Annotated in this window: 17 protein-coding genes; 7 read left to right on the top strand and 10 right to left on the bottom strand. The window is 40.1% G+C overall.

Annotated features, from left to right (window positions below):
• Positions 1-3 precede the first annotated feature (3 nt).
• From B4G94_RS18395 to B4G94_RS18370, 6 genes are all read right to left on the bottom strand, one after another.
• Positions 4-504, bottom strand: a complete 501-nt coding sequence (locus B4G94_RS18395; protein WP_104385733.1) for a F0F1 ATP synthase subunit B — start codon at positions 502-504, stop codon at positions 4-6.
• A 111-nt stretch (positions 505-615) separates the two neighbouring features.
• Positions 616-804 carry an ATP synthase F0 subunit C gene (atpE, locus tag B4G94_RS18390; RefSeq protein WP_028070619.1) on the bottom strand — a complete coding sequence of 63 codons (189 nt, stop codon included), beginning with the start codon at positions 802-804 and terminating at the stop codon, positions 616-618.
• 36 nt (positions 805-840) lie between these two features.
• Positions 841-1,929, bottom strand: coding sequence for a F0F1 ATP synthase subunit A (gene atpB / locus B4G94_RS18385; protein ID WP_286860775.1), 1,089 nt, complete (start codon positions 1,927-1,929; stop codon positions 841-843).
• Between the two features lie 94 nt (positions 1,930-2,023).
• A complete protein-coding gene (locus tag B4G94_RS18380) occupies positions 2,024-2,422 on the bottom strand; it encodes a hypothetical protein (RefSeq protein ID WP_108636702.1) in 399 nt (132 codons plus the stop codon).
• The gene (locus B4G94_RS18375) at positions 2,415-2,642 is read right to left on the bottom strand and encodes an AtpZ/AtpI family protein (RefSeq protein WP_233789610.1); all 228 of its coding nucleotides are present in this window, start codon (positions 2,640-2,642) and stop codon (positions 2,415-2,417) included. The genes B4G94_RS18380 and B4G94_RS18375 overlap by 8 nt, the downstream gene beginning before the upstream one ends.
• Before the next feature lie 48 nt (positions 2,643-2,690).
• The gene (locus tag B4G94_RS18370) at positions 2,691-4,916 is read right to left on the bottom strand and encodes a helix-turn-helix domain-containing protein (protein WP_286860769.1); all 2,226 of its coding nucleotides are present in this window, start codon (positions 4,914-4,916) and stop codon (positions 2,691-2,693) included.
• Positions 4,917-5,115: 199 nt separating this feature from the next.
• On the opposite strand from B4G94_RS18370, the gene B4G94_RS18365 reads away from it, so the two are divergent.
• The 4 genes from B4G94_RS18365 (at position 5,116) to B4G94_RS18350 (ending at position 8,791) form a co-directional block, all read left to right on the top strand.
• Positions 5,116-5,613: a cupin domain-containing protein gene (locus B4G94_RS18365; RefSeq protein WP_104385737.1), complete on the top strand. Its 498-nt coding sequence runs from the start codon at positions 5,116-5,118 to the stop codon at positions 5,611-5,613.
• 301 nt (positions 5,614-5,914) lie between these two features.
• Positions 5,915-6,649: a hypothetical protein gene (locus tag B4G94_RS18360; protein ID WP_286860767.1), complete on the top strand. Its 735-nt coding sequence runs from the start codon at positions 5,915-5,917 to the stop codon at positions 6,647-6,649.
• A 10-nt stretch (positions 6,650-6,659) separates the two neighbouring features.
• Complete coding sequence (locus B4G94_RS18355) at positions 6,660-7,769, top strand: hypothetical protein (RefSeq protein ID WP_108636699.1); 1,110 nt, start codon at positions 6,660-6,662, stop codon at positions 7,767-7,769.
• A gap of 32 nt (positions 7,770-7,801) precedes the next feature.
• Positions 7,802-8,791, top strand: coding sequence for a hypothetical protein (locus B4G94_RS18350; RefSeq protein WP_286860764.1), 990 nt, complete (start codon positions 7,802-7,804; stop codon positions 8,789-8,791).
• A 162-nt stretch (positions 8,792-8,953) separates the two neighbouring features.
• On the opposite strand, the gene B4G94_RS18345 is transcribed toward B4G94_RS18350, so the two are convergent.
• Positions 8,954-10,063, bottom strand: coding sequence for a zinc finger domain-containing protein (locus B4G94_RS18345; protein ID WP_286860762.1), 1,110 nt, complete (start codon positions 10,061-10,063; stop codon positions 8,954-8,956).
• A gap of 22 nt (positions 10,064-10,085) precedes the next feature.
• The gene (locus B4G94_RS18340) at positions 10,086-11,231 is read right to left on the bottom strand and encodes an SPFH domain-containing protein (protein ID WP_286860759.1); all 1,146 of its coding nucleotides are present in this window, start codon (positions 11,229-11,231) and stop codon (positions 10,086-10,088) included.
• Positions 11,232-11,398: 167 nt separating this feature from the next.
• On the opposite strand from B4G94_RS18340, the gene B4G94_RS18335 reads away from it, so the two are divergent.
• From B4G94_RS18335 to B4G94_RS18325, 3 genes are all read left to right on the top strand, one after another.
• Positions 11,399-13,252: a DNA topoisomerase IV subunit B gene (locus tag B4G94_RS18335; protein ID WP_108636695.1), complete on the top strand. Its 1,854-nt coding sequence runs from the start codon at positions 11,399-11,401 to the stop codon at positions 13,250-13,252.
• 37 nt (positions 13,253-13,289) lie between these two features.
• Positions 13,290-14,132, top strand: coding sequence for a formyltetrahydrofolate deformylase (gene purU, locus B4G94_RS18330; protein WP_108636694.1), 843 nt, complete (start codon positions 13,290-13,292; stop codon positions 14,130-14,132).
• An 84-nt stretch (positions 14,133-14,216) separates the two neighbouring features.
• Positions 14,217-15,995 (top strand): hypothetical protein, encoded by a 1,779-nt coding sequence (locus B4G94_RS18325; protein WP_286860755.1) that lies wholly within the window; start codon positions 14,217-14,219, stop codon positions 15,993-15,995.
• A gap of 94 nt (positions 15,996-16,089) precedes the next feature.
• On the opposite strand, the gene B4G94_RS18320 is transcribed toward B4G94_RS18325, so the two are convergent.
• Complete coding sequence (locus B4G94_RS18320; RefSeq protein ID WP_165309097.1) at positions 16,090-16,995, bottom strand: class I SAM-dependent methyltransferase; 906 nt, start codon at positions 16,993-16,995, stop codon at positions 16,090-16,092.
• 183 nt (positions 16,996-17,178) lie between these two features.
• On the bottom strand, positions 17,179-17,937 hold the full coding sequence (locus B4G94_RS18315) for an ABC transporter ATP-binding protein (RefSeq protein ID WP_108636691.1): 759 nt from the start codon (positions 17,935-17,937) through the stop codon (positions 17,179-17,181).
• Positions 17,938-17,939 lie beyond the last annotated feature (2 nt).

Below are 17,939 nucleotides of genomic sequence, written 5' to 3'. Positions count from 1 at the left end.
GGATTAGTTCAATTTAACATCTTTAAGCAAATCTGCTACTAAAGCTTCTTGCTTACCTTGGTCCTCAAATTCCTTGTTTAACACTTTACGGGCGATATCCAAAGACAAAGAAGAAACTTGTGATTTTACCTCAGCCAAAGCTTTATTCTTTTGTTCGTCGATCTCCTCTTTCGCTTGAGCAATCATTTTAGCGCCTTCATATTGCGCTTGTGTTCTTGCTTCAGCAACGATTTTTTCTTTTAGCTCTTTTGCTTCTTTAAGGATAACATCACGTTCCGCACGAGCCTCTTTAAGCAATTGTTCGTTTTCATTTGTCAAACGAGCCATTTCTAATTTAGCTTTCTCAGCAGCTTCCAATGCATTCGCAATTCCTTGCTCACGCTCATCCAAAGCATTGACGATAGGTTTCCAGGCAAACTTGCCCAATAAAAAGATCACAACCAATAAGATGATTAGTTGCCAAAAGAACAAACCGTACGAGAACTGATTAATTAATGCTTCCATTTATATACAATTGTAAATTATAATTTTCTTTTGTTTTGTATTTTTTTGTTTAAATACAATCTGCAACCAACCGTTGCAGATTGTATTTAGTAAACTTTTAATCAGCTTGGATTATTTACCTAAGATTAAAGCACCGAATGCTAAACCTTCAACTAAGGCACCAATGATGATCATCGCAGTTTGAATTTTAGATGCTGCTTCTGGTTGACGAGCGATAGCTTCCATAGCTGAACCACCGATTTTACCTAAACCTAAACCTGCACCGATTACGATTAAACCTGCTCCAATTAAGTTGTACATAATAATTATTTTATAAAATTTAACAAAAAAATTCGATTAATGATGAGCGTGTTCCTCAACTGCCATCCCAATAAACAAGGATGACAACATTGTAAAGATAAAGGCTTGCAAAAATGCAACCAGTAGCTCCAAGAAAAACAACACTAAGGTCAATAACATAGACACCCCGATACTACCACCGACTGTCAATTGTTGTTGAAATAAATAAACGATTGCGATCAAACCCATCACAACAGAGTGCCCCGCAGTGATATTCGCAAACAAACGCAACATTAAGGAGAAAGGTTTAGTAAACATACCCAACACCTCAATTGGCGCTAAAATAAATTTAAAAGGAACTGGAACGCCCGGCATCCAGAAAATGTGTTTCCAATAATCTTTATTCGCTTTAAAGTTGGTAATAAAGAAAGTGAATAAAGCCAAACATAAAGTTACCGTAATATTTCCCGTTACGTTAAAACCTAGCGGAGTCATACCCAACAAGTTCAAAACAAAGATCAAGAAAAATACAGATAACAGGTAAGGCATAAATTCTTTATAGCGATGACCGATATTAGGAACAGCCATTTCGTCGCGTACATATAAAACCAAGGGCTCCAAGACACGACCAACACCTTTGGGGAGGTTATTAACACCCTTCTTATAAGTTTTAGCTAGACAGATAAAACCCCAGAATAATAAAAACGCCGCCAATAATAGACCTACTACATTCTTTGTAATCGAGAAATCGAGCGGTTTTGCATTCGTAGGATGATGTGCTTCATCAAAGTTTAGGGTACCTGTAGCATCTGTTTTATAGATCTTACCGTGGTAAAGTTTGTAGTATTGATCGTTTTTTTCCACAACAGACTCGCCATGATGAAACTCGCCAGAAGAAAAAACAACCAATCCATTATCAATAAGAATTACTGGCAATGGAAAACCATAATGTTTTCCTGCTTTTTGATCGGAAAACAAAGAAAAATAATGATCATCTTGTAAGTGATGTTGACTATACGCTTTGATTTCCTCAGCTTGGGTTTTAGGCGCATCCCCATGCGCTTCTTCAGCTGCTTTTAAGGTAAAAGGATTGACAGCAAGAAAAATTACTGCAAATAATAAAAGTGCTCTCTTAAGATTCACCATTTCAGATTACTATTGAATAATAAAAAATTTTGCGCAAAAATACAATTTTATTTGGCATAAATCACCATTTGTTTAAACTTTTTCCAAAAATAGTTTAAACCTTTTTATCTGCTTGATTTAAAGCGCTAAAAGCGACATATACATCGACAAACAAAGCGATGAAAAATACAACCAAAAAGTTATATTCGATAAAGTTGTTTTCAACGGTCTTTAACCCGTCTTTAATATAAATATACCCTGCAACAGCCTTCAGGAGCACCAGCCCCAAAAATATGACACCTAATTTCTCAGGCATGGACCAGTTTGCAAAAAAGACCAGCACCGCAACCAGCAACGAAGAACAGCATCCAAATGCATACATACCAACGAGGCTGTAAGTGGCCTTTGACCAGTACTGCCCCACATTCATACCGGATATCACTAAATAATGTGCAGCAAAACTTGCCACAAAGACGATCAGCAGCACAAGGACACTTTTCAAATAACTATTCATTTTTATTAATTTGATTTGCTTGCCTGATGAACTGATACAAAGATACAACCACTCCTAACAGTGTCAATCCCTTCATCCCCCATTCACCCGCAATCGCATATTTATTGTCTAACCAACTTCCGACCCAGTAAAATAAATATATTGTCACACCCATCTGAATCGGCATGGAAGTAAAAACAATCCATTTGTTAATTTTCTTATTGGTTTTTTCCTCTTTCAATTAGCTTAAATAAAAGGTTGACAAATATACATCATAAATCCTTACTGACTACAATCCTAAAACTTTTTGTCCAATTTTAATATCCGGATAGTCTATATCTGCACCCAAAATCATCTTAAGCTCCGAAGATGATTTTTCTGGATTTGCACGAATGACATCCAGGATACGATCGAGCCTCTCTTGATCAATTAATTCTGTTGCTTCGACCTCCGTCCCTACAAAATTAATCAAATGTCCGTAAATCGTACCGGCTACCATCCCGCGCTTACCTGCTATATCAGCGATACTCATCCCTTCTTTAAACATTTCCAATGAAATATCTTTTGTATCCAATTTCTTCGCGCCTTCCTCATCAGCACTTTGAGCTGCCAGCACCTCCTTTTCTTTCGTTTTAACCTGAGCGGCTACATCAAGCATGGCTGTTTGGAAATCCTCTCTTTTAGACAGCGTTTCAGCAATAATTAGACAATGTTGTAACTGTTCGCGTTTCCTTTTGTAATCCAGCAATATGGCCTTTAGCTCATCAATATATTTCTTTGTCCGCTTACGAATCTGGTATTCTTCAATGTGCTTTGTCAACGCCTCGATAAGGTCCTTATCCATTCGGGGCAAAAACCAATTTACAGCTGCAGTGGAACGTTCACAGATCAGATCATAATCAATCGCATCTTTATCCCGAAGAAGATCATAAAGGACAACAATAAATTTATGTGCTACCTTCTCCTGTGTCTGGAGCTGTTTAACCACCTCCTGAAAGAACTGAATAGCCTTTTCCTTCCCATCGATATTGCGTTCTTCCATTGATTTAAGCAGTTCCGAAGTCTCCACCAAGAGTCCATCCCACCGAAAACCATTCATTAGAATCTGCCCAAGATAATTTCGTTGGCACTGTTCCAATATTTCATTGATATTAGACTGGGAATGTGCCCGTTGCGCAAATTCAACCACCTGATAATCCGTACGAATGGCATAAGATGGAATAATAGATTTAAGCACCAGTCCATCCAGACTTGTCAGACGGCTTAAGGCAACGTAAACCTGTCCCGCAGCAAAGGAAGTACCCGCATCTATAATTGCCTTCTGGAAGGTCAATCCCTGACTTTTATGAATGGTGATTGCCCAAGCTAATCGCAGCGGAAATTGAGAAAATGTCCCTAGAATTTCTTCTTTGATCTGATCCTGTCCTTTATCATAGTTGTAACGGATATTTTCCCAGGTTTCCCTTTTTACCGTCACCTCTTCGGAACCATCTGGGAAAGTAACCGATACAGTACCATGTGCTGTATCTATATCCTTTACGGTACCAATTTTACCATTGTAATACTTTCGCTCCTCACCGGAATCATTTCGGATAAACATCACCTGTGCACCTATTTTTAATGATAGCGTTTCCTCAGCAGGATAAGACCCTTGAGCGAAGTCATCTTTCACGACGGCTTTTAAGTTGAGCATTTTCCCGGACAATGACGCCAACTTTGCACTATTGATCTCGTCGGCATTTCGATTATGGGATGTCAATGTGATATATTGTTCTTCCTCTTTTGGGACGAAATCTTGCTGATAGTAGCCATTTAAGGTAGCCAGCATCTCACTGGTACATTGATTATTCCGTATCGCATTTAAAATCGAAATAAAGCCCTCGTCCTGCTGACGATAGATTTTATTGAGTTCCAGCATGACCAAAGGGCTATCCCGTAAGATTTTTGCATTGAAGAAAAACACCGAAGAATAATGATCGCGGAGGATATTCCATTCCGCATCTTTGACCACGGGCGGTAATTGATATAAATCTCCAATAAACAATACCTGTAAACCACCGAAAGGCCGCATATCGCGACGAACCGACTGTAATATCACATTGATTGCATCTAATGTATCTGCCCTGACCATCGAGACCTCATCAATAACCAATAGCTCCAGTTCCTGCAAAATCGCCCGTCGTTGTTTCGTCAGTTTTATTGTGCTGAACAAGCGGGACTTATTATAGATATGACTGTCCTGCTCATCCCAACGCAACTCATAGTCCTCCACAAAAGTTCCAAAAGGAAGCCAAAACAGGGAGTGTAAAGTTGTACCGCCTGCGTTCATGGCTGCTACTCCTGTCGGTGCAGTAATCGCCATCTTTTTATAGCTGTGCTCACGGATATACTTCAGGAAAGTCGTTTTACCTGTACCCGCCTTTCCCGTAATAAATACATTCTGATTGGTTTGGTTAACAAATGCAACAGCCTGCATGAATGCTGTGTTTTCCCGATCGACTTGAAAATTTGACATATCCTGAAATTAGATTGATCACAAAACTAAGGATTTCATTTTGAAAACATATCCTACCCCTGGATTGTATATTTTATAAAAAAACGCGTTTTACTGATGATTTTATCAAAGCTAAAACGGTTAACTAAAAACATTAATGATTTTTTTCTATATTTAGCTGCTGAATTAAGGATCAATAAATTTTTAGAAATTTTATAACATGGCTATAGATAAAACCGCATTATTTGAGAAAGTGCAGGAAATGTTGACATCCAAAGGGTTCAACATTGAGAAATCGGATGCAGCACGCCCTTGGGGTGGCTTTTTTGTTATCGACGAGTCACAGGCACAAGAGTTTGCCAATGAGTATTTTGGAGGATTGGATGTTCAGGAATTACGAATTTCCGGAAAATTAAGTCCAAAAATTCTGATCGTTGCGCCAGACAAGAGACTTTCTTGGCAGTATCACCACCGTCGTGCCGAAATCTGGCGTGTCATTCAAGGCAATGTAGGTGTCATGGTTTCGGATACAGATGAAGAATCTGTTGTCTCTACCTTGAAAGAAGGCGAAACGATCAGATTACGTCAGGGACAACGTCACCGTTTAATCGGCTTGGATGGCTTCGGTATTTTGGCTGAAATCTGGCAACATACGGATGCGAATAACCCTTCTGATGAAGACGATATTGTGCGCGTTCAAGACGATTTCGGAAGATAGGAAGCTCCCTCAGCTACTTTTTACAAAGATTCCCAATCCTGGATTGGGAATCTTTGTTTCCCCGCTTTATTTTAACTCTTTAGGCAATCTATCCCCCGTTGCGCAGCATATTCGAGCCCTATTTCACACAACTTATTGATCTCATGATTCCCAATTTGATAGCTGTACTGGAATTACCTCTAACGGTCTATTCATCCTTTTTGAGCATTAATTAACCTGATGATGATTTCATCCAATAAATTTAGCTGTCACAATCCTATTTTTTACTATTTTAGTATACGTAATAATAAAATGTCAAATTATGAGCAACGATGAAAACAAAAAAAGTTCGGGGATATTAAGCAGTCTTAAAAAATTAATTTTCGAGGATGATCAGACAAGTTCCACTCCCCCATCGCCTGCTCCGGTTCAACCTGCTCCGACAAAAGAAAAATTAAGCACACCTACATATACATCGCCACAGCCCCCTGTGGCAACTGGCAAAACTCCACCGCCCATCCCCATAACAGCCAACGATGGATCTACCGATCTCAAAGAAATGAAACTGAAAGTATACGCCATACTCGAAAAACTAAATGAACAAGGGGTTGATTTTTTTGAAGTCTGGAATGCTGCTGCTGCAATGGGAAAAGTAGAGGAAAACACCTTAAAAGCCGCATATACCTCCCTGAAGTTTGTCGATAGTTCATTATCGAAGGAAAAACTTGTGGCAACTGGCACAAATTATGCTAATAAGCTTAAAGAAACCATTGCCAAAGAATCGGAACAGAAACAGAACGAAAAGAGAAGGACGGAACAGGACCGAACCATGGAGATCGCCAATTTGAACAGTGAAATTAAAACCATAACGGAAAACATCAACAAATTGCAGGATGATCTACAGAAAAAGCAAATCGCACTGGGACAAATTAATGAAAAGTACGAACCAAAAATTAAAGAAATCGAACAAAAAATAGCCATAGGCAACGCAGCTGTCGGTGAGGTTATTACAGAAATCAACAGTGCACTGCATATGATTAATCAATCAATTACATAACTCTAAATCAATGGAAAAAAAAGACCAATACATTAATATTCCTGCTGAAATAAAGACGCAGCTCCCGATATTTCAAGTTTTGGGAGACCATTTGCCTGCTCAATTAAAATCTCCGGAAGCAAAAAAGACGGTGTCCGCAATTTTCTTTTGGGCATTGATACTGGGGGGTGCATTTGCTTTTTTTAAATACCTTCCCGTTATGCTCGAGTACGCAGGAAAGAGTATTTTATTTGTGATCTTCAGCATTATTCTGATCACCTTATTACTTTTAGCACCTAAGATTATTGCCCTACTACATCGCTTGGGTACTGTATTACTTTTCAAAGGCGAAAAATCCATTATCAGAAACAATCCGATAGAGACCTTACAACTATTATCCCGTGATGCGAAAGACACCCTAAAACGTGTGAAGGAAAAGATCAGTAATGTGGACGGTGTGCGCATCGATATGATTCAAAGTGGTGAAACGGCACAAAAAACTGCCGAAGAAAAGTACACCTATGCAAAAAGGTTTACAGCAGAAGCTGCTAATCTGGACGAAAAATCAAAGGAGGAAGCGAGCAGAAATAATGCGGAAAAGGCCAATGCATACGCAAGAGATGCCAAGGAAACACGCACCAAAGCTTTTCTGCTGGGTAAGGAAGGGGAATCAGAAGAACAAAATGCTCGTAGTTATGTACAATATGCCAATCAATTTGCGAAAGTATTGGAAGTCCTCAAAGACAATGAAAGCGCGGCCCGTATTTATGTAAGTACATTGGATAGCAGCATCTCCATCATTTCGAAGAAACTAGAAGCAACGCAAAAAATGAAAAACGCGACAGATGGGCTTGCCGATGTGTTTAATATTAAAGATGGCTGGGCTTTTCAAGAAGCGATGAATGCGGCTACAGGTGCTATCAGCCAAAATATTGCATCCATTCGTTCCAACCTTGACTTCTTGGATCAAAACAACAACATCACTGTAGGCGGCGCTCCTTCGCAGGGCGAACTGGAAGAATTTATCCGCAAGGTCGACGAGCGTAACTTAAAAGTGCTCAACGTCACTCAGATGTCCGATGCAAGCTACGAACTCAAACCGGAGGAGAAAGTCGATAAAGGCTTTACATTACTCGATTAATTAATCAAAACAATATCATATTATTCAAAATTATGGAAGAGAAATCGACATGGGCTAGGTTAAGATGGCCTATCAAAGCAATTATTATCGCATTACCTATCCTTGCTATTGGTTATTGGGCGATGCAGTCTGGCAAGTTTGACACTACGCTTGCGGTTAAACCGGACTCAACCAATATCAATGCTACCGGACCTGCAGCCTCAGGATCGGAAAGCACCCGCTCTTTCAACTATCAGCCTGAAAAGCCCGTTGACGGCGAGTATAAGGGTGTTGTAGAAGTAGGTGCTTCGGGATTCAATTCCTTTGTCGTCAATATGGATAAAGAAAACCGTTGGGAGATTATCTCCAAAGATTTTGGAAAATCCTTCGCCTATGAAGGATTAGCCACCACAGAAGATATCCGTAAAGGTCTAAAGGATTATATTGGTATGATGCTTGATAAAGGCGTAAAATCCAAAAATATCCACTTTGTGATCAGTTCCGGCGCACAGAAAGAACCTAAAACAACTGTCATCAGTTCGGAGCTCAGAAAGATGGGCTTCGTTGTGAATTTAGTGACAGCTGAACAAGAGGGAAAACTTGCACTAAAATGCGTTCTTCCTAAAGCTTATGAAGAAAATTCTTTTGTTGTGGACATCGGTTCGGGAAACACCAAGATCTCCTGGATTGATGGTGATACCAAATCTGAGGAAGCACCCGGTGCAAAATATTATGAAAAAGATCTAAAGGATGACGCTGTTTATGCAGAAGTAAAAAAATTAGGTGAGAAAATACCGGCTTCAAAAAGAGAAGTCTGCTTTATCATCGGTGGCGTTCCTTTTGAGTTAGCATCTCAGACACGTCAGGGAGAGGAGCGTTTCACGGTATTGAATGATCCCACTTCTTATAAAGCCGATAAAATAAAAACCAAAAGCGGTGTCAACATTTACAAAGCGCTTAAAGATGCGACCAACTGCGACACCTTTGTATTCGATTGGGACGCAAACTTTACGATTGGCTTCTTGCTTTCTTTAAATAAATAACTATATTTTACAACAATAAAAAAGAGCTGTGCTTCAAAAGGCACAGCTCTTTTTTATTGAAAATATTTGTTGCAATCGATCAGAAAAAACCTTCAGTTTACTTTTCATAGCTGTTGATGCCAGCGAAATCATGAAGGCGTTTTTTTGCTGTTGTAAGCATTATTACCCCATAAAGCTCAACAGATAACACACAATAAGGATCAACAGCACCAAGAAAGCGATTTTCCAAAAGCTATAGGGCCTTTGTCCATACACCTTACCATTGAACGCATTGACCATGATCTGATAACTCTTACCCTTATACTGATAAGCTGAAAGCCATACGGGCAAGAGTATATATTTCAATTTGATTGACTTAAAATCACTATCGATAAGATCAATATCCTGGGTATCCCCACCAATATCATTTTCGACCTGCCGTTCAATTTCGCGATCCATAATAGTTCGGGCGGTTCGGGCCGCCACAACATGGTCGACACTAAATGTTTCTGCAATAAAACCACTCAGATACTGCTCGTTAAATGGCTTCAGGTAACTTAAGTTCCAGGGACCAATTTTATCCGAAAACTTTTCGGGCAGCGAAGTCGATCCTGAGATAACGATATCTCTAAATTGGCTGTATATCGTTCCCGAAGCAGGATACCAGCTCGTGCGGCGCTCCTCATATTCCTCCGTTTCACCATCAGAATTACGTCGTGTTCGTGTTACATAATAATATTCCCCACGTGATCCTTCATAAGAAGAATGCACATCCGAATCGTATGACCAAAATGGAATATATACGCCTTTCAACCGATCATTCCGCGTATTGAAGATCCGCTTGAAATCATTGGGAGCAAACCAAACTTTCCCTGCCCATTGCGTTAATAAACCAAAGGCTTGCTTATAGTCCACCGAGAAAGGTACAAGCCCATGGGGTTTAACGATACGTTTTTGCTGATGATCAATAACCAACGGCGATGCACAAAAAGCACATACATCTGCTGTAACATGGGGATTCAACCTCGAATTAGCCCCACAGTTGCTACAATGAACAACTTCCGCCAGATAGCTATATCGTTCATCCGCAACACCTTCCATCGCTTTTCCAAAAACTTTATAATCCGTTGCTTCGATCTCCTCACCTTCCGGCATGTTGTCCGCAATTTCATTTTTAGTTCCACAATACGAACATTCCAGGTAGGAAGTTCCGGGTTGATAAGTCAAAACAGCACCGCAACCCTGGCATTTTAACCCCCGCTCTATTTCGGAGGTCTTCTCTTCAAAACTCATACTTGTGATAGCACTTAGGTCTCTAAACTCCAGGAATTGGTGGCGGAGTTTGCGAAAACAAATCCTTCAATTCAACAATTTTATCAGCTTCTGTCCAGTTATCAAGTCCTTCTTTCCAAACTAAAGTTAAAGCCGTGAGTGTACCTTCTCCAAGCAGTCCACGTAATTGTTCCTGATCGAATGGTCCTTCTTGCTTTCCCTTTATAGCCAAGTAATAAGCAATGGCCTTCGGTATCGGTGGCGGAACAACGGCTCCTGTCGCAGCACCTGCCCCAGCCGCAGCCGTAGGGTTGCCATCAAAATTATTTTGCTGAAACACATTCCCCATCTGCCCAACCATTCCTGCCCCCAAGCCAGCACCAAAACCGGCACCAACAATGCCACCACTGCTTGGATTTTCCGCCGCTTTTTCTATGGAATTTGCAGCTTGAAACTGTGCATAAGCACCAAGATTTCCTACCACCCCCATACTGCTTCGTTTATCCAGTGCTTTTTCGACCTCCTCTGGAAATGAGATATTTTCGATCAAAAATTTGGTCAGGCTCAATCCGATCTCTTCAAAGTCTCCACTTATTTTTTGTTGGATCAATACCGAAACTTCATCGTAGTTGGAAGCTAGATCCAGCGCTGGAATTTTTGATTCCGCAATGGCATCCATGCCTCTGGAGACGGCAATATTGCGCAATTGCTCCGTAATATCGTCTACAGTGAATACCGGGGTCGTCGCAACCAGCTGTTTCATAAAAACAGTGATATCTTTTACCTGAAAGGAAAAATTTCCAAAGGCCCGAAGTCGTATCGGCCCAAATTCGGGATCACGTAACATGATCGGATTTTTTGTTCCCCAACGTTGATTGACAAACTGTCGTAGGTTGATAAAATAAACATCAGCCTTAAACGGACTGTTAAAACCGTACTTCCATCCGCTGATGGTTGTCATAATCGGCATGTTCTGCGTTGTCAATTCATATCTGCCGGGTTGAAATACGTCAGCCACAACGCCCTCATTCAAAAATACAGCTGCTTGCCCCTCCCGTACGGTAAGTTGAGCACCCATCTTAATTTCATTCTGATACCGCGGAAATTTCCACACAATCGTATCAGTACTATTATCGACCCACTCGATAATATCTATAAATTCATTTCTGATTTTATCAAATAACCCCATAAATTTTTCTCTTTACAATTACTTACACTAAATGTAAACATTTCCTTGGAAACCGCCAATTTTACCATTCTTATCGGAAACTATAGATATCTAAAAAATTTAGTCTTTTATACTACATATCGTGGTTTATTTTTTATACTTTTGTTAGCTAAGTTCTACATAAATTTATGAGTACATATAACGAAGACAGTATTAGGTCCCTGGATTGGAAAGAGCATATCCGCCTTCGTCCGGGAATGTACATAGGAAAGTTAGGGGACGGTTCGGCCTACGATGATGGCATCTATGTTTTATTGAAAGAAGTTGTCGACAACTCGATTGATGAGTTTGTGATGGGCGCCGGTAAAACCATTGATATCACCGTAAACGAAAACAAAGTTTCAGTACGCGATTATGGCCGGGGAATTCCAATTGGATCTGTCGTAGATGTAGTTTCCAAAATCAATACCGGTGGTAAATATGACAGCAAGGCCTTTCAAAAATCTGTTGGATTAAATGGCGTGGGTACAAAAGCAGTCAATGCTTTATCCAGCCAGTTTACGGTACAGTCATACCGCCAAAATATAACACGTATTGCGCAGTTTTCCAAAGGAGAATTGGTGAATGACGAGCAGAAAGATACCACACAACGCAATGGTACATCGGTAACATTCTATCCAGATGATTCTATTTTCAGAAATTACAAATACCGTTCGGAATTTGTAGAGAATATGATCTGGAACTATGTTTTTCTAAACTCAGGCCTTACCATTAATTTTAATGGACAGAAGTTTATTTCTGAAAATGGATTAAAAGACTTATTAGAAAGGAATATAGATTCCGAATCCATGCGCTATCCAATCATTCACTTACGTGGTGATGATATTGAGATCGCAATGACCCACGGTCAACAGTATGGAGAAGAATACTATTCTTTTGTAAACGGTCAGCATACGACACAGGGCGGAACACACCAAGCAGCCTTCCGTGAAGCAATTGTCAGAACAATACGCGAATTCTACAAAAAAGAATTTGACGCATCAGATATTCGATCCTCGATTATTGGCGCCATTGCCATCAAAGTACAGGAACCGGTTTTCGAATCCCAAACAAAAACAAAATTAGGCTCGCAGAGTGTCGGTCCGGAAGGCCCTACTGTAAGAGGCTTCATCAATGACTTTGTCAAAAAAGCATTGGATGACTATCTTCATAAAAATCCAGGTACGGCGGATGCACTACAAAAACGTATTCTTCAATCTGAAAGGGAGCGCAAAGATATTGCAGGGATCAAAAAACTGGCCAATGAAAGAGCTAAAAAAGCATCTTTACACAACCGCAAATTGCGCGACTGTAAAGTCCACTTCAGCGATAAAAACGAACGCAACCAAGAGACTACACTTTTTATAACAGAGGGAGATTCCGCATCAGGTTCAATTACCAAATCACGTGATGTACAGACACAAGCGGTTTTCAGTTTAAAAGGGAAACCATTGAACTCCTATGGCATGTCCAAAAAAATTGTTTATGAAAATGAAGAGTTCAATCTCTTGCAACATGCGCTCAATATCGAAGATGGACTAGATGGACTACGGTACAACAATATTGTTATCGCTACTGATGCCGACGTCGATGGAATGCACATTCGTCTCTTGCTATTGACATTTTTCTTACAGTTTTTTCCAGATTTGGTCAAAGCAGGTCATGTATCTATCCTCCAAACACCATTATTCCGGGTTCGGAACAAAAAGGAAACGATCTATTGTTACTCCGATGAAGAACGTCAAAAAGCAATTGCGAAACTAGGAGCCAAACCTGAGATCACCCGGTTTAAAGGTTTAGGTGAAATATCACCTTCCGAGTTTGGATTGTTCATCGGAAAAGACATCCGTCTTGACCCTGTTATTTTATCAAAAGACAATAAGATTCAACAATTATTAGAATACTACATGGGCAAAAACACACCGGACCGACAAAAACATATCGTCGAGAATCTGCGTGTAGAAGTAGACCTTGAAGAAGAACTAACAAAAAAAGCGGGTTAATTTAACCCGCTTTTTTGCGACCTACGACCTATATTTCATGCACAATCAAACCTTAATTCTGATCCAATGTCAAGATGCCGTTGGATTGGTAGCCAATATTTCCAACACATTGGCCAAATATCAGCTTAATATCATTACCATGCGGGAGTATGTTGATGAAGAAGCAAATAAATTTTTTGTCCGTGTCGTCTGTAACGGTTTATTCCCCAACCAGACACAGCTTGCCAATTCGCTGGCCGAAGTGCTCCCGCCTTCCGCGCAGATCCAGGTAAACCCCAGCAATCGGAAAAAAATTGTTGTCCTTGTCACTAAAGAACATCATTGTCTGGCAGATATTCTGGTTCGGCAACATTTCGAAACCTGGGGAGCAGAAGTACAAGCCGTCATTGGCAATTATGATACCTTACGTTCATTTACAGATAAATTTGATATTCCATTCCATTGTATCTCGCATGAAGGCTTATCAAAAGAAGATTTTGAAACACAATTGATTGCGCAAATCAAGAATTACAATTTTGATTATATCATTCTGGCAAAATTTATGCGCATCCTCTCCTCCTTTTTCGTGGCTACATTCGAAAATAGGTTGATCAATATCCATCACTCATTTCTTCCTGCATTCATTGGAGCAAACCCATACAAACAAGCGCATTCCCGAGGCGTAAAGATTATTGGCGCTACCGCACATTTTGTCACCGACCAGCTTGATGAAGGTCCTATCATCGTTCAGGATATACGCCACGTCAATCATACTTATACCGTTAAAGATATGGTAACTGCCGGGAAAGAAATTGAAAAAGCAGTTTTAAGCAGAGCAATACGCCTATTAAGCGAAGACCGTGTGATGCTCAACGACTATAAAACCATTGTGTTTGAATAGTGATCACAATCACCGCTTTAGACGTGTAGTCATTATTTTTTTTTCGCGTTATTCTTGATTATTTCGTAAAAGAACTATTTAAGAATGACGCACACTTTTCATATCCCGGTATTGGGGCTAGCTTTTTCAATAGACTCGGCAATCAAGGTTGCACAATACGGAATTTCTTCCGTAATGTCCATTGTTGACGACGAGCTCATCGAGCGCATGCGCCGCTATTACTGCGGACAATATCAAATTCCTTATTATTCAATCTGCATAACGGAAGAAGACTTCCGTGCAAATAGAATAACCGCCTATCTCGATCTCGTACAGCAGGTGGTCAATAGGCAGATAAATTCCCTGAAACATCAATCCTTTACCGAAAATTCAGAACTGACCAAATACTTCCAGCTTTTACCGGATTCTCATCCCTCAAAACCGATCTATCACGCGATGGAAATTGAAACAAATCGCGCGATCAAAACAGAACTTCAAGATCTGTTGATCAATTATCTGAAACCCGGAGACATCAATGTTAATATTATGTCCAAAGTGGACAAAATAAATTATAAGAATGGTATTCCTTTAGCGCAGCACTACTCAGATGCCTTAGCCGCGTTACGCGGATTTGCTAATTCCACATTACACTCCTCAGTCATTCTCTCCGCAGGAATGAACCCACATTTATATGCCTATCTTGCTGAATTACCGGCATTTTTCCCAAAGGCTGACAGCAGCTTTGACAAAAAGGTCGTTTTAAAAGTCAGCGATTTTAGATCATCCCTTATCCAGGCAAAATATCTCGCAAAAAGAGGAGTCTGGGTTTCTGAGTTCCGGGTAGAGTCTGGATTAAATTGCGGTGGACATGCTTTTGCAACAGATGGTTTTCTATTGGGGCCCATTTTAGAAGAATTCAAGGCGAAAAAACAAAGTTTACAAGCGGAGCTCTTCACAATTTATCAGGACTATTGGCTAGGACGGGGCTTACAGTTGGCCGATTCGCCCCAGATCAAATATACCGTACAAGGTGGTATAGGCACCGCCACGGAACATCAATTTCTATTGAATTACTATGAATTTGATGCTGTGGGCTGGGGCTCTCCATTTTTAATGGTTCCGGAAGCTACTACTGTGGACAATGAGACGTTGAAAGCACTGGCAGAAGCAGAACAAACAGATTTCTACTGTAGCGGAGCTTCCCCTTTAGGCGTACCGTTTAATAATTTTAGACCCAGCAGCGCCGAAAAGTTACGATTGGAACGTATCCAAAAAGGAAGGCCCGGAAGCCCTTGCAAAAAGGAATATCTGATCGCCAATCAGGAGTTTGGAGAAAAACCGATCTGCACCGCTTCGCGCGCTTACCAACATCAAAAAATCCTGGAATTGCAGAGACAGCAACTTACGACTGAAGAATATAACAAAGCATTCGATACCATCACCGAAAAGACCTGCCTCTGTGAAGGGCTGGCTACCCCAGCTTATCTCAAATATAATATCCAACGAAAAAAGGAGCAGACAGCTGTTTCCATTTGTCCGGGGCCAAATCTGTACTGGTTCAAAAAACAATATTCTTTAAAACAGATGATTGATCATATTTACGGCCGCGTATCAATACTGGAGCATTCGGATCGGCCATTTGTGCTGATCAATGAATTAAACCTTTACATCGATCATATCCAAAAATATATCAGCGACAATAAAGATAAATTCAATGACAAAAAAATAAATTATGTTGCCAAATTCAAAGCACAATTACAGGCAGGAATAGATTATTATTATAAACTACAGGATCAGCTCTCATACCTTCCCAAAAGCACACTGGAAGCCATACCCTTACAGCTGGAGCTTGCAACCATCCGTTTAAAAAATCTTCACATATAGGCATTCTATTGGGAGCTAAAGTAAACGCGGCAGTCCTGTGGACCTGCCGCGTTTATTGAATTAATAAATATTCCTGTTTATTCAACGGCAAAATTTACCGTGCAATTTTACGAAATTTCCCAAAAACTCCCAGTGGAAGTTTTGGTCCTGCAGTAGCTTGCAGAAAAAGCTCGCCAATTTCTAAATTTTCTACTTTTGGAAAAGCAGTTTTTATTAAATTTTCCACTATGACCGAAGAAAAACCCAATGAATAGGTATTTAAGATCAGGAAATGCTCTTGGGGATCCAACAATTGAACCACTTCTGTCATCATCTCCATAATATGGTCTTCGAGCTTCCATTTTTCTCCTTTTGGTCCATGTCCGTATGCTGGTGGATCCAAAATAATACCATTATACGTATTTCCCCTTTTTAGCTCGCGCTTGACAAACTTCAATGCATCCTCAACCACCCAGCGAATATTATCCAGATTGGAAATTTCCATATTTTCATTGGCCCAAGTGACCACTTGCTTAATAGAGTCGACATGTGTTGTGTCTGCTCCCGCGGCCTTCGCTATTAATGAAGCACCTCCCGTATATGCAAAAAGATTTAAAACTTTGGGCTTTTCAGTTTTGAAGGAACGAACAGATTCCGAAATATAATCCCAATTGACAGCCTGTTCGGGGAATATCCCAACGTGCTTAAACGATGTCAATCCCAATCTGAATTTGATCGCGACATCATCGTTTTTATATTGGATATGCCAACGGTCCTGGATTTTTGGATTTTTTTTCAACCACTCTCCGGAAGTAGCCGAACGCCCTTTGAATTTGATATGATAGCGTTTGTTCCATTCTGCATCGCTCAAAGCCTTGGGCCACACTGCCTGCGGCTCCGGCCTAATTAATATCAGATCACCAAAGCGTTCTAATTTCTCAAAATCACCACAGTCAATAAGCTCATAGTCTTTCCAATGTTGTGGGGTCAATAATTGTATATTCGTTGTTGCCAAAATCAAAATTTTGCGACAAAACTAAGCTAAATTTCTTTTATATTGAAATTTAGCTTCTGCCCATCCTCTTTGGAAATGGAAATTCCTCACATCAAAACAGCAGAAAAATACATGTAATCCAGGATCTTCAGGATAGGCCAAATCACCAAAAATCTATGATAAATGTAAATATATTTATTATCTCACCGCTTATTGCCCCATAGAAGCTTTGGCGCTTTTCATCAATGGGCTTGCAAATACAAAATTATTTAATTCCTCAACATCGGATCGCATCATATCTTTATTGGACCCCTCCCAAAATTTCTGCCCTTGATATAAAAACAAAATATACTCACCGATCCCCATAACAGAGTTCATGTCGTGGGTTACGACGACTGTTGTGCACTTCAGTTCCTGGGTAATTTTAAGCACCAATTCATCAATTACAATAGAGGTCTCAGGATCCAAACCTGAATTTGGTTCATCGCAAAAAAGATATTTGGGATTCATACTGATCGCTCGCGCGATACCAACACGTTTTTTCATTCCTCCAGATAGTTCCGCGGGGAATAATTTGTTTCTTCCCTCCAGGTTAACCTGTTCCAAACAATGGTTCGCGCGGTCTAATTTTTCGGCTTTAGACATATCTGTGAACATATCCAAGGAGAACATAATGTTTTGCTCCACCGTCATTGAATCAAACAGGGCTGAATTCTGAAATAACATCCCGATTTCTTTCCGGATAGGTACGCGTTCTTCAAAATTCATCCTGGTGAAATCGCTATTGTCAAACAGTACCTTACCCTTTTCGGGATGATGCAATCCAACGATACATTTTAATAAGGTACTTTTTCCTGAACCGGATCCACCAATGATCAAACTCACTTTTCCGGGTTCGAAATTTGCACTGATTCCTTTTAAAACATGGTTCTCACCAAAAGACTTGTTAATATTTTCAATTTCAATCATAA

The organism is Sphingobacterium sp. UBA7625, from assembly GCF_002484085.1.
Lineage (GTDB): Bacteria > Bacteroidota > Bacteroidia > Sphingobacteriales > Sphingobacteriaceae > Sphingobacterium > Sphingobacterium athyrii.
The sequence above is the reverse complement of the archived record's forward strand: the minus strand, read 5'-3'. Positions and strand labels throughout refer to the sequence as shown.

Excerpts from the sequence above, each read along its gene's own strand:
- B4G94_RS18395 (WP_104385733.1), bottom strand. The coding sequence starts at position 504 with ATGGAAGCATTAATTAATCAGTTCTCGTACGGTTTGTTCTTTTGGCAA.
- atpE (WP_028070619.1), bottom strand. The coding sequence starts at position 804 with ATGTACAACTTAATTGGAGCAGGTTTAATCGTAATCGGTGCAGGTTTA.
- atpB (WP_286860775.1), bottom strand. The coding sequence starts at position 1,929 with ATGGTGAATCTTAAGAGAGCACTTTTATTATTTGCAGTAATTTTTCTT.
- B4G94_RS18380 (WP_108636702.1), bottom strand. The coding sequence starts at position 2,422 with ATGAATAGTTATTTGAAAAGTGTCCTTGTGCTGCTGATCGTCTTTGTG.
- B4G94_RS18370 (WP_286860769.1), bottom strand. The coding sequence starts at position 4,916 with ATGTCAAATTTTCAAGTCGATCGGGAAAACACAGCATTCATGCAGGCT.
- B4G94_RS18365 (WP_104385737.1), top strand. The coding sequence starts at position 5,116 with ATGGCTATAGATAAAACCGCATTATTTGAGAAAGTGCAGGAAATGTTG.
- B4G94_RS18360 (WP_286860767.1), top strand. The coding sequence starts at position 5,915 with ATGAGCAACGATGAAAACAAAAAAAGTTCGGGGATATTAAGCAGTCTT.
- B4G94_RS18355 (WP_108636699.1), top strand. The coding sequence starts at position 6,660 with ATGGAAAAAAAAGACCAATACATTAATATTCCTGCTGAAATAAAGACG.
- B4G94_RS18350 (WP_286860764.1), top strand. The coding sequence starts at position 7,802 with ATGGAAGAGAAATCGACATGGGCTAGGTTAAGATGGCCTATCAAAGCA.
- B4G94_RS18345 (WP_286860762.1), bottom strand. The coding sequence starts at position 10,063 with ATGAGTTTTGAAGAGAAGACCTCCGAAATAGAGCGGGGGTTAAAATGC.
- B4G94_RS18340 (WP_286860759.1), bottom strand. The coding sequence starts at position 11,231 with ATGGGGTTATTTGATAAAATCAGAAATGAATTTATAGATATTATCGAG.
- B4G94_RS18335 (WP_108636695.1), top strand. The coding sequence starts at position 11,399 with ATGAGTACATATAACGAAGACAGTATTAGGTCCCTGGATTGGAAAGAG.
- purU (WP_108636694.1), top strand. The coding sequence starts at position 13,290 with ATGCACAATCAAACCTTAATTCTGATCCAATGTCAAGATGCCGTTGGA.
- B4G94_RS18325 (WP_286860755.1), top strand. The coding sequence starts at position 14,217 with ATGACGCACACTTTTCATATCCCGGTATTGGGGCTAGCTTTTTCAATA.
- B4G94_RS18315 (WP_108636691.1), bottom strand. The coding sequence starts at position 17,937 with ATGATTGAAATTGAAAATATTAACAAGTCTTTTGGTGAGAACCATGTT.